9 protein-coding genes are annotated in these 13,440 nt (G+C 74.9%); 4 read left to right on the top strand and 5 right to left on the bottom strand.

Going from position 1 to position 13,440, the window contains the following annotated elements; translation table 11 throughout:
* Nucleotides 1–196: 196 nt before the first annotated feature.
* From KGD84_RS16845 to KGD84_RS16830, 4 genes are all read right to left on the bottom strand, one after another.
* Entirely contained in the window at nt 197–877 is a 681-nt protein-coding gene (locus tag KGD84_RS16845; RefSeq protein WP_220561387.1) for a hypothetical protein, read from the bottom strand.
* Nucleotides 874–3,879 carry a DEAD/DEAH box helicase gene (locus KGD84_RS16840; RefSeq protein ID WP_220561386.1) on the bottom strand — a complete coding sequence of 1,002 codons (3,006 nt, stop codon included), beginning with the start codon at nt 3,877–3,879 and terminating at the stop codon, nt 874–876. Before KGD84_RS16840 ends, KGD84_RS16845 begins: the two co-directional genes overlap by 4 nt.
* 111 nt (nt 3,880–3,990) lie before the next feature.
* Nucleotides 3,991–5,379: an MFS transporter gene (locus tag KGD84_RS16835; protein WP_220561385.1), complete on the bottom strand. Its 1,389-nt coding sequence runs from the start codon at nt 5,377–5,379 to the stop codon at nt 3,991–3,993.
* Between the two features lie 12 nt (nt 5,380–5,391).
* Nucleotides 5,392–6,204 (bottom strand): glycerophosphodiester phosphodiesterase family protein, encoded by an 813-nt coding sequence (locus tag KGD84_RS16830; protein ID WP_220561384.1) that lies wholly within the window; start codon nt 6,202–6,204, stop codon nt 5,392–5,394.
* Nucleotides 6,205–6,358: 154 nt separating this feature from the next.
* On the opposite strand from KGD84_RS16830, the gene KGD84_RS16825 reads away from it, so the two are divergent.
* From KGD84_RS16825 to KGD84_RS16810, 4 genes are all read left to right on the top strand, one after another.
* Nucleotides 6,359–6,880 (top strand): Rv3235 family protein, encoded by a 522-nt coding sequence (locus KGD84_RS16825; RefSeq protein WP_220561383.1) that lies wholly within the window; start codon nt 6,359–6,361, stop codon nt 6,878–6,880.
* 186 nt (nt 6,881–7,066) lie between these two features.
* Complete coding sequence (locus KGD84_RS16820) at nt 7,067–8,965, top strand: S9 family peptidase (protein WP_220561382.1); 1,899 nt, start codon at nt 7,067–7,069, stop codon at nt 8,963–8,965.
* A gap of 474 nt (nt 8,966–9,439) precedes the next feature.
* The gene (locus KGD84_RS16815) at nt 9,440–10,444 is read left to right on the top strand and encodes a C40 family peptidase (RefSeq protein WP_220561381.1); all 1,005 of its coding nucleotides are present in this window, start codon (nt 9,440–9,442) and stop codon (nt 10,442–10,444) included.
* A 219-nt stretch (nt 10,445–10,663) separates the two neighbouring features.
* Nucleotides 10,664–12,433: a glycosyltransferase family 2 protein gene (locus tag KGD84_RS16810; RefSeq protein ID WP_260697136.1), complete on the top strand. Its 1,770-nt coding sequence runs from the start codon at nt 10,664–10,666 to the stop codon at nt 12,431–12,433.
* Here KGD84_RS16810 and pstS read toward each other — a convergent pair.
* Complete coding sequence (pstS, locus tag KGD84_RS16805) at nt 12,322–13,437, bottom strand: phosphate ABC transporter substrate-binding protein PstS (protein ID WP_220561380.1); 1,116 nt, start codon at nt 13,435–13,437, stop codon at nt 12,322–12,324. The two genes, KGD84_RS16810 and pstS, sit on opposite strands and share 112 nt — an antisense overlap.
* Between the last annotated feature and the right edge of the window lie 3 nt (nt 13,438–13,440).

The raw sequence follows: 13,440 nt of genomic DNA, 5'->3' as shown, positions 1-13,440 counted from the left end.
GGGCTGCGGACCGGCATCGTCGACCTCCTGTGCTCGGGCGGCGCGGGACGCGCGCGCCGAACGGGTTCCCGTTTTCCCGTGCGGGAATCCGCCACGCCGTGCGACGTGATCTTGAGCCGAATCGTAACCGCCCCGGTCACTTCCCACGGGCGTTTTCCCGAGGAAATCGCAAATCGCGTATTCGATCGGCCCGTGTTCATGTTCCCGGGCGCGGGAATGGCGGCAGTTCGTCGGCCAGCGCGCCCGGAGCGGCGGCCCTGATGCGGTCCCCGGAACCCGAGGGTATATCCACCGGCCCCGGCGGGGAAGGCGCCGACCAGAACGCGGCCGCCGAGTCCGGTGCGTGATCGGAGGGGTCGGTGACGTCTTCGATTATCGCCTCGGAGGCATTATCCCGAGCTGTCTCCTCTGGGACCGAAGGTCCTTTTATGCGCCCGGCCGCCATCACCCGGGTGCGCAGCGCGCCCCTGTCCATGCCCGCCCACCGGGTGAGCGTGAACGGGTCCCGGTCCGCCTGCGCGGCCAGGGCCGCGGCCGCCGCCCGCAGGTGCGCGCACACCCCGTCCCAGCGGTCGCAGGAGCAGGTGGCCACCAGGGCGTCCCAACCCCGCGGCACCAGGTCCACCCCGAACATCGTGCACACCCGCCCCACCGGTACCGGCAGCTCGCCGGCCAGCACCCGGGCCCGGAACACCTCCTGGGAGGCCAGGGCCTCGCACACGCGGTCCCACAGGGCGTCGTCGGGCACCGCGCGGATCAGGCTCACCTCGAACCCGCCGACCCGCGCGGTGACCTCGCCCGGGCGCACCGACAGCCGGTCCACCGGGCCCGGGACCGACGGGCCCAGCCACTGCTCCACCTGCTCCGACCAGCTCACGCCACCGCCTCCGGGGCCAAGCGCACGACCTCGCGCAGGTCGTCCACCGACAGCCCGGCCAGCCAGGCCTCGCCGGTGGCCACCGCGCCCCGCGCCAGGGCGCTCTTGCGTTCGATCATCTCGTCCACCCGCTCCTCCATGGTGCCCACGCACACCATCTTGCGGACCTGCACGTCGCGCCGCTGCCCGATCCGGAACGCCCGGTCGGTCGCCTGGTCCTCCACCGCCGGGTTCCACCACCGGTCCACGTGCACCACGTGGTTGGCCGCGGTGAGGTTGAGGCCGGTGCCCGCCGCCTTGAGCGAGAGCAGGAACACCGCGGGGCCGTCCAGGGTCTGGAAGCGGTGCGTCATCTCCTCGCGCTCGGCGCGCGGGGTGCCGCCGTGCAGCCACAGCACCGGCACCCCCAGCCGCGAACGCAGGTAGGGGGCCAGCCGGTCGCCGAAGCGGGCGTACTGGGTGAAGCACAGGGCCTTGTCGCCCTCGGCGGCGGCCTCGCCCAGGATCGACTCCAGCCGGTCCAGCTTGCCCGACCGGCCCGCCAGCGCCGAGCCGTCGCCCAGGAACTGGGCGGGGTGGTTGCAGATCTGCTTGAGCCGGGTCATGGTCGCCAGCACCAGGCCCTTGCGTTCGCGCTCGTCGGCCTCGCGCAGGCGCTCGGTCATCTCCTCCACGACCGCCTTGTACAGGGACGCCTGCTCGGGGGTGAGGGTGCACCAGGTGCGCATCTCCACCTTCTCCGGCAGGTCGGCGATGATCGACCGGTCGGTCTTGAGGCGGCGCAGCACGAACGGGCCGGTCATCCGCCGCACCCGGGCGGTGTCGGGGCCGTCCTCCCCGGCCACGGCCTCGCGGAAGGCGGCCGCGGAGCCGAGCAGGCCCGGGTTGGCGAAGTCCATGATCGACCACAGCTCCTCCAGGTCGTTCTCGACCGGGGTGCCGGTGAGCGCGATGCGGGTGCGCCCGGGCAGGGAGCGCACCGCCCTGGCCTGGAGGGTGTCGTGGTTCTTCAGGGCCTGGGCCTCGTCGCAGACCACGCGCTGCCAGGGCAGGCCCGCCAGTTCGCCGGTGTCGCGGGAGACCACCCCGTAGGTGGTGATCACCAGGTCGCAGCGGCCGACCAGGCGGGCCAGGTCGTTGCCGTGCGGGCGGTCGGGGCCGTGCTGGACGTGGACGCGCAGGTCGGGGGCGAAGCGCTCGGCCTCGCGCCGCCAGTTGCCGACCAGGGACACCGGGCAGACCAGCAGGGTGGGGCCGGTGTCCAGCGGACGGGCGTCGGCGAGCAGGGCCAGCAGCTGGACGGTCTTGCCCAGGCCCATGTCGTCGGCCAGGACCGCGCCCAGGCCCAGCTCGCCCAGGAACCGCAGCCAGGAGGCGCCCCGCTCCTGGTAGGGGCGCAGGTGGGCCTTGAACCCGTCGGGGGTGCCCAGGGGGCGCAGGTCGGCGGCGGCCGAGCCGTCGAACAGGGCGCCCAGCGGGCCGGGGGCGACGACCTCCTCGACCGGCAGCGGCGGGGCCTGGCCGGCGCCGACCGCGGTGCGCACCGCCTCGTCGGGGCGCATCCGGCGCCCGCGCGTGGAGATCCACTCCAGCGCGGCCTCCAGGCGCTCGGGGTCCAGCTGGGTCCAGCGGCCGCGCACCCGCACCAGGGAGCGCTTGAGGCGGGCCAGCTCGGCGAGTTCGGCCAGCTCCTCCTCGGTGAGGGGAGCGGTCTCGCCGTCGGGGTCGCCGCGCAGCACCGCCTCGAAGGACACGGCGACGATGTCGGAGGGGCCGATGCCGCCGACGCCCTTGCGGCCCTTGACGGGCTCGGCGGTCATGCGCAGGCCCACCCGGGGGCCCTTGCGCAGCTCGGGCAGGACCACCCCGAAACCGGCGGCGGCCAGCGCGGGCGCTGCCTCGGCGACGAACCGCTGGGCGTCCTCCACACCGAGCAGCAGCCGGGAGGGGGCCAGGTCGCCCAGTGCCCGGCCGACCAGCGGGTGGTGGCGCGCGGCGCGGCGCAGGTCGGCCAGGGCGGTGACGGAGACGTCGGGGGGCAGCCAGGCGGCACCCTCGCCGGACCACACCTGCTCCAGGGGCAGGCGCAGGCCGGGGTCGGCGACCGAGCGGACCCAGAACTCGACGGTCCAGGGGGTGCCGCGTTCGGGTTCGCGCAGCAGGAACAGCAGCCCGGCGCGGCCCGCGCCGCGCACCCGGGAGCGCCACTCCCTCAGGGCCGGCCGCAGCCGGGCGGCGGCCTCGGCGTCCAGCACGGGGTCGTCCCCGGTCAGCGCGGCGGCCAGCAGCGCCTCCGGGGTGCCCGGTGGGCTGGTGCTCTGCCGCCGGAGGCGTCCGTTGAGGGCGGTGGAGGGCGACGGGCGGGCGGTGCGGCGGGCCACGGCGTCGGTGAGCAGTTCCACGGGTGCCAGCACGCAGGCGCGGGCGACGGCGTCGGCGGAGGCGCCGGGCAGGTGGGCCCGCGCGGAGGCGGGCAGGGAGGCGGTGAGCGCGGCCAGGTGCTCCTCGGCCCAGGAGGCGGGGGCGGGCCGCCACCGCGCCCGGGGCGGTGCGCCCACCAGGTCCGGCAGCACGCACCCGGCGTCCACCAGCGCGCGGGCGAAGGCGTCCACCGCGGCCAGGTGGCGCAGGGACGGGCCCGCCCCGTCGGGCGGGGAGCCGAGCAGCCGGTCGGCGGCCGCGGGCGGCAGCCGCAGGCCGGGCACGGTCCAGGTGTGGAACGCGGCGGGCTCCCCCGAGGCCCGGGCGGAGTGGTCGGGGGCGGCGGTCGTCCCGGGCAGCCGCAGCTCCAGCACGGTCCGCTCCGGCACCGCCCGCCCTCCGCCGCCTCCCCCGGGAGCGTCGGGCGACGGGTCCTCCGCCCCGGCGGCCAGGGCCTCCAGCGCCCGGTGCCCGAGCGCGAACGGGTGCGGCCGGTCCCCGGCCCGCCCGGTGCCGGGGGCCTCGCCCTCACCCCACACCACCAGCGCGTCCCTGTCCCACACCCCGTGCAGCACCCGCATCCGTCCCCCCGTTCCCGTCGGGCCCCAGTATCCCGGTCCCCGCCGACACCCCGGGCGGGGGGACGCACGAGGGCCCCGGCGGACGCCGGGGCCCTCGGGTGCGCGGGGAGGTCAGAGGCGTTCGGGGACCTCGTTGCCGACGGCGAGGATGCCCTCGCGCATGCGGGTGCGCCACAGCAGGACGCCGCCGATGATGAAGAACGCGATCAGCGACACCACCGCCACCCGGTAGCCGCCGGTGATCGACACCGCGACCGTCACCGCCAGCGACCCCAGGAACGTGGAGCCCTTGTCGGAGATCTGGTAGAGGCTGAAGTACTCGGCCTCCCGGCCCTTGGGGATGAGCTGGGAGAACAGCGACCGCGCCAGCGACTGGGTGCCGCCCAGCACCAGGCCGATGCCCACGCCCAGGGCGATGAACAGCGGTACGTCGCCCGCGGGCAGGAAGTAGGCGGCCGACACCAGGCCGCCCCAGACCACCAGCGTCACCAGGACCGTGCGCTTGGACCCCAGGTACCGGGACAGCCACCCGGTGGCGAAGGCGCCGGCGAAGGCCACGAACTGGATGATGAGGATCGTCAGGATCAGCGTGCCCTGCTCCAGGCCCAGGTCCTGGGTGGCGAAGGGGGCGGCGTAGCGGATGGCCGCCTGCACGCCGTCGTTGAAGAAGATGAACGCGAGCAGGAACAGGATGGTGTTCGGGTACTTGCGCATGTCCTTGAGCGTGCGCCCGAACTGCCTGACCGACTGCCCGATCCTGGGCGGCCCGCCGGTGGCCAGCGCCCCGTAGCGGTTGCGCAGGGGGCGCAGCGCCAGGACGGTGAAGCCCAGCCACCAGACGCCGCAGGACGCGAACGCGATCCGGGCGGCGTCCGCGGCGCCGATGCCCAGCGCGTCGGTGTTGAGCACCAGCACCAGGTGCACGACCAGCAGCAGCGCCCCGCCCAGGTAGCCGATGCCCCACCCGGACACCGACACCCGGTCGCGCTCGTCGGGGGTGGAGACCTCGGGCAGGAACGCGTTGTACACCACGATCGAGAAGCCGTACAGCAGGTTGGCCAGCAGGAACAGCACCGAGGCCGCCAGGTAGCCGTCGGAGGCGAAGTACAGGCCGACGGTGGCCGCCGAGCCGCCGAACGCGGTCCAGAACAGCCACCGCTTCTTGTTCTGCGAATGGTCGACCATCGCCCCGAACACCGGCAGGAGCACGATCTGGACGAGGATGGCGGCGGTGGTCAGCGCCGGGTACAGCGCGTTGGGGTGCAGGCCGAACAGCCCCAGCGACAGGTCCGGGTCCAGGCACGCCTGCGAGGTGTCGGCGCCCACCGACGAGCAGGCCAGGCCGCTCAGGTAGGGGCCGATGAGCACGGTCACCACCGAGGTGATGAACACCGAGTTCGCCCAGTCGTACAGGTACCAGCCGCGCTGTTCGCGGCGGCGCTGCGCCGGGTCGGGGGAGGGTTCGGAGTGCGCGGTGGCCTCCGGGGCGGGGTCGGTCATGGTGGGGGTTTCCTATCCGTTGTGCGCTCTGACGGGGCCGCCGGTCCAGCGGCCGCGGCGGACCAGCACGTCCCGCAGCGCGGTGGTGTTGTCGGTGACGATCCCGTCGACGCCCGCGTCGAGCAGGTGTTCCATCACCTCGGGTTCGTTGACGGTCCACACGTGGACCTGGATCCCGAGCCGGTGGGCCGTGTGGATGAGGTCGCGGCTCAGCACCGGGAACGACCCCTGCCACATCGGGATCTGCGCGCACAGCGGGGCGCGGGGGGCCAGCGGCCGCAGCAGCGGGGACAGGGAGGCCACGCGCAGCCGGGCCACGTCCACCGGGCCGCAGGAGGTGGCGACCGGACGGGGGAAGAGGGCCCGCGCGCGGTCCAGGCGCCGCTGGTCGAAGGAGCCCACGCACACCCGGTCCCAGGCGCCGGTGCGGCGCAGCACGTCGATCAGGGGCGCGACGGCGCTGTCGGCCTTGAGGTCGATGTTGAACCTCGCGTGCGGCCAGCTCCCGAGCAGGTCCTCCAGCAGGGGGACGGGCTCGCGCCCGCCGACCCGGGCGCGGGCGACCTCGCGGTAGGGGAGGTCGGCGATGGCGCCGGCCGTGTCGGTGGCGCGGTCCAGGGTGTCGTCGTGGAACGCCATGAGGACGCCGTCGGCGGTGGCGTGCACGTCCGTCTCCAGGTACGTGTAGCCCAGGTCCACGGCGTGCTGGAAGGCGACGGCCGTGTTCTCCAGCTCGGTGCGGCGCACGCCCTGGTCGTCGGTGATCCACCCGCCCCGGTGGGCGAGGGCCAGCGGCACGGGGGAGGAAAGGTACGCGTGAGTCACTCAGGCAGTATGCCGCCTGCGGGGGAGGCCGTGGCGGGGGGCGGGTCGGGCGGTGGCCGAACCGAAACCTGGTATGCCAGGTGGATCGGGGCCGTACGAGGGGGCTCTGTGAGGGGGTGTGACCGGATGTCGTCCCCTGGGAAGGGAAACGTTCATGTCCCACTCGCCCGACCGTCACCACGGGCCCCGCGGGGCCTGCCCCCGCCCGATCTGCTCCGGCGCGCAGGACCCGCACGTCCGGCGCACCGCCGCGCCGCCCCCGGCGAACCCGTACCGTCCGGCGGCCACCCCGGCGCGGACCCCGCCGCGGCGGACGCCGCGGGGCCGCTGCCACGCACCTCTGGAGGGGCACCGCACCCCGGGGGAGGTCCACCTGCTGGCCCAGCAGATGGCGGAGGTCCTGGCGGGGCGGCGCACCCCCGAGGCGATGCGGGACCGGGTGGGGGTGGCGGTGCGCGAGGAGCTGCGGCGGCTGCGGGGCGCGCTGCCCTGCCGGTCGGCGCCCCGCCTGGAGCGGGTGTTCCACCAGCGGGTGGGCGAGGGCCTGGAGGCCAGCGCGGTGATCGCCTGCGACCTGCGGGCGCGGGTGTTCGCGTTCCGGGCCCGGCGCCGGGACGGGGTATGGATCTGTACCGACCTGGAGACCGATGGCTCGCTCCGCCGACCGATGCCGTAAATGCCCTGGATATTCCCTGGAGTGCGCGGATAGGGTCCGTCAGGGGCGGGATCCGCCCCTGACGGACACGGCCGACCGCACCCCCACGGTCGCGCCCGGACCGCGGCGGTCCCGGACACACGGGCCCGCCGCCCGACGAGCGAGGAGGGGCGCCCCCGGGCCCCGCGCCGGGACGCCGACATCTGCATGAAACCCACCGACATCGTTCACCTGCACACCGTCGGCGCGCCGACCCTGTCCCCCGACGGCTCGCGCGCGGTGTTCTCCGTGGTCCGCCCCGACCTGGAGGAGGACGCCTACCTCGGGTCGCTGTGGTCGGTCCCCACCGACGGCTCGGCCGCGCCGGCCAGGCTGACCCGCGGCGACCGGGACCGGTCGCCGGTGTTCTCCCCCGACGGCCGCTGGATCGCGTTCCTGCGCCCGGACGGGGACAAGCGGCCGCAGATCCACGTCCTGCCCGCCGACGGCGGCGAGGCGTGGAAGATCACCGCGCACCCGCTGGGCGCCGGGACCCCGGTGTGGAGCCCGGACTCGACCCGGGTGGCGTACACGGCGCGGATCCCCGAGGAGAAGCGGTACGTGGACGGCGAGCCGGGCAAGGAGCCGCCGCGCCGGATCACCCGCCTCAAGCACAAGCTGGACGGCCTGGGCTACCTCACCGACCGGCACTCGCACGTGTTCGTGTCGGCGCCGATCGACCCGGCCGCGGAGGCGGGGGAGCCGGTGCAGGTCACCAAGGGCGACTTCGACCACTCCGGGGTGGCCTGGAGCCCCGACGGCGGCGAGCTGGTGTTCTCCGCGGCCCGCCACGAGACCCACGACACCGACCTGGTGGAGGACCTGTGGGCGGTGGCGCCGCAGGCCGGGGCCGAGCCGCGGCGGGTCACCGACGGCACCCTGAGCGCCGGGGCGCCGGTGTACTCCGCGGACGGGGCGACGGTGTTCTTCCTCGCCGACCGGCTGGGCGAGGACCTGCGCGACTTCGTCGGCCGGACCACGGCGGTGTGGTCGGTGCCCGCGGACGGCTCGGCCGCCCCGACCCGGCTCACCCCCGAGGAGGACCCGCGCTTCGTCGGCTCCCTGGCGGTGACACAGGAGGGCGTGCTGGCCACGGCCGAGCGGCGCGGGGCGGTCGACCTGCTGCTGGTGCCGTTCGGGGGCGGGGAGCCCGCGGTGGTGCTCGCCGACAAGGTGCAGGTGCAGGCGTTCGACGCGGCGGCCGGGGTGACCGTGGCCGCGGTGGCCGACGGGCGCAGCAGCGGTGAGCTGGTGGCGGTGGAGGCGGCGGGCGCCCGCGCGCTGACGTCGCTGGCAGCCGGGGTCGAGCCGCTGCCGATGACGGAGCTGGTGGCGCACACCGCCGACGGGTACCCGGTGCACGGGTGGGTGGCGGTCCCCGAGGGCGAGGGCCCGCACCCGGTGCTGCTGATGATCCACGGCGGGCCCTTCGCGCCCTACGGCCACCAGGTCTTCGACGAGACGCAGGTGTACGCGGCCGCCGGGTACGCGGTGGTGATGTGCAACCCGCGCGGGTCCTCCGGGTACGGGCAGGAGCACGGCCGGGCGATCATCGGGGCGGTGGGCGAGGTGAGCGCCACCGACCTGCTGGCCTTCCTGGACGAGGCCCTGAAGGACGAGCGGCTGGACGCCTCCCGGGTGGGGGTGCTGGGCGGTTCGCACGGCGGGTTCATGACCACGTGGATCGCGGGCCACCACAGCGACCGGTTCCGGGCGGCGATCAGCGAGCGGGCGGTCAACGCGATCGACAGCTTCAGCGGCTCCTCCGACATCGGGTCGCTGTTCCCCGAGCCGCTGTACGGGCCGGCGGAGAAGTGGGCGGAGCAGAGCCCGCTCACGTACGCGGACCGGATCGGTATCCCGGTGCTGATCATCCACTCGGAGGAGGACTGGCGGTGCCCGGTGGAGCAGGCCCAGCGCCTGTTCGCGGCGCTGAAGGCGCGCGGGGCCGAGACGGAGATGCTGCTGTTCCCCGGTGAGGGCCACGAGCTGTCGCGATCGGGGCTGCCCAGCCACCGGGTCGCGCGGTTCGAGGCGATCCTGGAGTGGTGGTCGCGCCACCTGTGACGCACGGGGCGGGGGAGGTCCGCCTCCCCCGCCCGCGGTTCGCATGATGCACGTCACATTTTCTGCTGACTTGACCCCGTTTTGGTGCTCTTCTCCGGGGCAGAAAACGGTGCCGTTCCCGCGCACCGGCGGGCTTTGCCGCATTCGTGAAGCAACCCCGCAGGTCGGAAGGTTGCCCAAGGAAAAGTAACGAAAGGGTCGCGTCCGGTCCAGGGGGTGGATTACTGTTCCCTCAGACCGGGTCGCCCCCGTGAGTCGCCACCAGGGCGACGGCACCCGGTGCCGCCGCGCTCCGCTCGCTCCGAGTCCTTTTCCCACGAGCGGAGGCCGCCGCAGAACGCCCGGCACCCGCGCGATCCCTCGCGCCCCCGACGCCGGGACCCCCTCGCTCCCGCATCCCCTGCGCGCCCCTCCGGCGCGCCCTCGGGATGCCCTGCGCCGGTAGGCGGGTGTGGGAGGAAGGCAGTCGGTCCCTTGACTCGCAACCCTGTCACCGGTGGTGCCCGCCGCCGCTTCGCGACGGTCGGCTTCGCCGCGCTGGGCGCGGTCGTGCTCTCGTCCGGCGTCGCCGCCGCCGAGCCGACCGCCGAGGAGGCCCAGGAACGGTACGAGCAGCTCCAGGAGGAGCTGTCGGGGCTCAACGAGGCCTTCAACCAGGCCGAGGAGGACCACGAGGCGGCCCAGGCCGAGCTGGAGGAGATCCAGGAGCGCCTGACCGCGGCCGAGGACGAGCTGGAGGAGATGTCCGGCAAGGTCGCCGGGATCGCGCAGGTCGCCTACACCGGCTCGCCCTACAGCATGTTCACCGTCCTGTTCGGGGGCGTCCCCGACGCCGCGCTGCAGAACGTCGCCGACCTCGACTACCTCTCCGAGGGCCAGCAGGACGTGCTGGCCGGGTACATCGAGGAGGTCGAGCACAGCGAGAGGCTGCACGCCGAGGCCGCCGAGACCGAGGAGCGGGCGGCCGAGGCGCTCGAGGAGGCCGAGACCGCCCAGGAGGACGGCGAGGCGGCCCTGGAGGAGCAGGCCGAGGTGCTGGAGAGCCTGGGCGGGGTGGACCCCACGTCGGTGGAGGTCGCCGGCTCGGGCGGCGGCGGGACCGAGGTCGCTGCCTCGGGCGACGTGCAGGCGGTCCTGGACTTCGCCCGCGCCCAGATCGGCAAGCCCTACGTGTGGGGCGGCACCGGCCCGGACGGGTACGACTGCTCGGGCCTGGTGCAGGCCGCCTGGGCCCAGGCCGGGGTGAACCTGCCGCGCACCACCTACGACCAGGTGAACGCCGGGACGCGGATCTCCCGCGACCAGGTGCAGCCCGGCGACCTGCTGTTCTTCTACAGCGAGTCGGCGCCCAGCCACGTGGGGATCTACTCCGGCAACGGCATGATGATCCACGGCTCCAACCCGTCCAAGCCGCTGGAAGAGGTGTCGCTGGCGGCGTACTGGGACGGTGTGTTCACGGCCGCCGTCCGGGTCGGCTGACCGGGCGCGCCCTTCCGCCCCCTGGAGCGCCCTCCGCCCGGGGCCGCCGGCGCCCCTGCCGGGTGCCGGCGGCGGGCGCGGACGCCCCGCGGTCTCCGGACCGCGGGGCGTCTCGTGCGTCCGAGGGCGGTTCCGTGTCGATACGGGGAGGTCGGAACGGACGGGGGACACCGGGGCAAGGCTCCCCACGGTGACGCGAAACAGGGCTATAGTGACTCTGTGTCACTGAATAAACACGTAGGGTCTCATGTCGACGGGGTATCGCACCGCGGCCGGGTCGAGCGCGTCCTCACCCGGGTCTTCCGCAACGACTGGAGTGCGCTGACGCCCCCCGACATCGGCGGGTGGACCCCCGACCTGAGCGTCAGCGTCGTCATCCCGGCGCGCGGCGGACAGGACCGGCTCGACCTGGTCCTGGCCGCCCTGGCCGGACAGACCTACCCCGAGCACCTGGTGGAGGTCCTGGTCGTCGACGACCACTCCCGCCCGCCCCTGCGCCTGCCGGAGCTGCGCCCCCGCCGGTGCCGCGTCCTCACCGTGCCCGACGGCACCTGGGGGGCCGGGTACGCCCGCGCCTACGGCGCTCACGCCGGGACCGGCGACATCCTCGTGTGGCTGGACGCCGACACGGTGGTGGGCCGGGAGTTCATCGAGGCCCAGGCCCGCTGGCACCACGTGCACGCCGAGGCCGTCACCCTGGGACGGGTGGCCTTCGCGGACTCCGCCCCCGACAGCCCCGCGGAACTGCTGGCCCAGGTGCGGGCCGGCACCCTGCACGACGAGATGGCCCCCGGGCGCGGCCACGAGTGGATCGACCGCGTCCTGGCCGACAGCGACGACCTGCGCGACGCCGACCACCTGGGATTCCACGCCTACCTGGGGGCGGCCGCGGCCGTGCGGCGCAGCCTCTACGAGGCGGCCGGAGGGGTGGACCCCGACCTCGACCTGGGCCAGGACACCGAGTTCGGCTACCGGCTCTGGCAGGCGGGGGCGGTCATGATCCCCGAACCCGCCGCCACCGCCTGGCACGTGGGCCCGGCCGGCACCGCCCGCACCCGGCTGCCCTCACAGCGGTTCCGCACCGAGGTGCTGGCCGAGCTGATGCCCCACCCGCACGCCTACCGCGAGCGCGTCCCCGCGCACCGGCGGCGCGTCCCGCTGGTGCACGCCGTGGTCGACGTGTCCGGGGCGCCCTACGACCTGGTCCGCGGCTGCGCGGACCGGCTGCTCGACAGCGCCGAGACCGACCTGGCCCTGACCCTGGTCGCCGACTGGGAGGGGGCGGGCACCGCCCCCGGTGCCCCGGTCGGACCGCACCTGGACCTGCGCCTGATCCAGGCCAACTACCTGCGCGACCCCCGCGTCTCGTTCGCGTCCCGGACACCGCGCACCGGCTTCCCCTCGCCGTTCCTGCTCCAGGTCCCGGTGGCCTGGGGGCTGGGCCAGGTGGCGCTCTCGCGCCTGCTCGCCGGGGCCGAGCGCTCCCGCGCCGGGCTCACCGAGCTGTACCCGGCGGCCTCGCCGACCCGGGACGCCGGGGTGCGGCTGTGGCGCACCCGCGCCCTGGCCCGGGCGCTGCGGGTGCGCGAAGAGGACGAGGACCTGGGGGACGTGGTGGCCGAACTGCACGGCCGCTACCGCATCCACGCCGGGCAGGACACGCTCACCGACCTGTCCCTGTACCGGTCCGTGCCGCCGCCCCCGCGCCCGGTCCCGCGGGTCGAGCGCACCGCCGCGGCCGGGGACGCCGGGACCCGGGGGACACCGGACGGGCCGGGGACCCGCCGCCGGAGCGGCGGGCCGGGCGGCTCGCCCGCTGGCGCGAACGCCTGGCCGGGCTGGCCCGGCGCCGCGGCCGCGGGTGAGGACCCCGCGGGTCAGGACACGGCGTCGATGGACGTCAGCAGCTGCTCGCGCAGGGCCTCGTTGATCGGGGTGGACCCGGTCTCCGCGGAGGCGGCCTCCTGGCCCTCCTCGCTGATGACGTAGCGCAGGAACGCCTTGACCCGCTCGGCCTCGGCGTCGTCGGGGTAGTCCAGGCACACCGCCTCGTAGCTGACCAGGACCAGCGGGTAGGCGCCCTCGGCGGTGGTGCCGTAGTCCAGGTCCAGGGCCAGGTCGTACTCGTTGGTGGCGTCCTCGCTGCGCGGGGAGTCGGCCACGACCTGCGCGGCCGCGTCGGGGGAGATCTCCACGAAGGAGTCGCCCACACCCACCGACACGGTGGACATGCCGTGCACGTGGGACATCTCCACGTACCCGATGGAGCCCTCGGCGCGCTTGACGGTGTCGGCGATGCCGCTGTTGCCCTGCGCCGACTCGCGCGGGGTGACCGGCCACTGCCCGTCGGCCTCGTGCGGCCACTCGTCGGGGGCGGCCGTCTGCAGGTACCGGGTGAAGTTCTCGGTCGTGCCCGAGTCGTCGGCGCGGTTGACCGGGGTGATCTCCAGGTCGGGCAGGTCGGCGTCGGGGTTGTCCGCGACGATCTCCGGGTCGTTCCACCGGGTGATCTTCTGGTCGAAGATCTTCGCCAGGGTGCCCGGGCGCAGGTTGAGGGAGTCCACGCCCTCCAGGTTGAACACCACCGCGATGGCCACCGTGTAGGCGGGCAGGTTGATGGTGTCGGATCCGCCGCAGCGCTCCATGGCGTCGGCGTTCTCCTCCGGGTCCACCGCCGCGTCGGTGCCCGCGAAGGCGACCGCGCCGTCGATGAACTGGTTGCGGCCGCCGCCCGAGCCGATGGAGTCGTAGTAGACGCGCGAGTCGCAGGCCGACTGGTACCCGGCGATCCAGGTCGTCATCGCGTTCTCCTGGGCGCTGGACCCGGCCCCGGACAGGCTGCCGGAGAAGCACTCCAGGTCGTCGGGGACGGCCGGGGGCGCGGCGTCGCGCACGGCGTCGTCGCTGCCGCAGGCGGTGGCCGCCAGCAGCAGTCCGGCGAGGGCGGCGCCTGCCGCGGCGTGGGTCCGGGAGCGCTTGTTGGACGGGAGCACGAC

This window comes from Nocardiopsis changdeensis (genome assembly GCF_018316655.1).
Taxonomy (GTDB): Bacteria; Actinomycetota; Actinomycetes; order Streptosporangiales; family Streptosporangiaceae; genus Nocardiopsis; species Nocardiopsis changdeensis.
This window is presented reverse-complemented; position numbering and strand designations above follow the sequence as displayed.

What these genes read in the sequence shown, in the direction of transcription:
- KGD84_RS16840 (WP_220561386.1), bottom strand. Translation starts at nt 3,879, where the DNA reads ATGCGGGTGCTGCACGGGGTGTGGGACAGGGACGCGCTGGTGGTGTGG.
- KGD84_RS16835 (WP_220561385.1), bottom strand. Translation starts at nt 5,379, where the DNA reads ATGACCGACCCCGCCCCGGAGGCCACCGCGCACTCCGAACCCTCCCCC.
- KGD84_RS16825 (WP_220561383.1), top strand. Translation starts at nt 6,359, where the DNA reads ATGTCCCACTCGCCCGACCGTCACCACGGGCCCCGCGGGGCCTGCCCC.
- KGD84_RS16820 (WP_220561382.1), top strand. Translation starts at nt 7,067, where the DNA reads ATGAAACCCACCGACATCGTTCACCTGCACACCGTCGGCGCGCCGACC.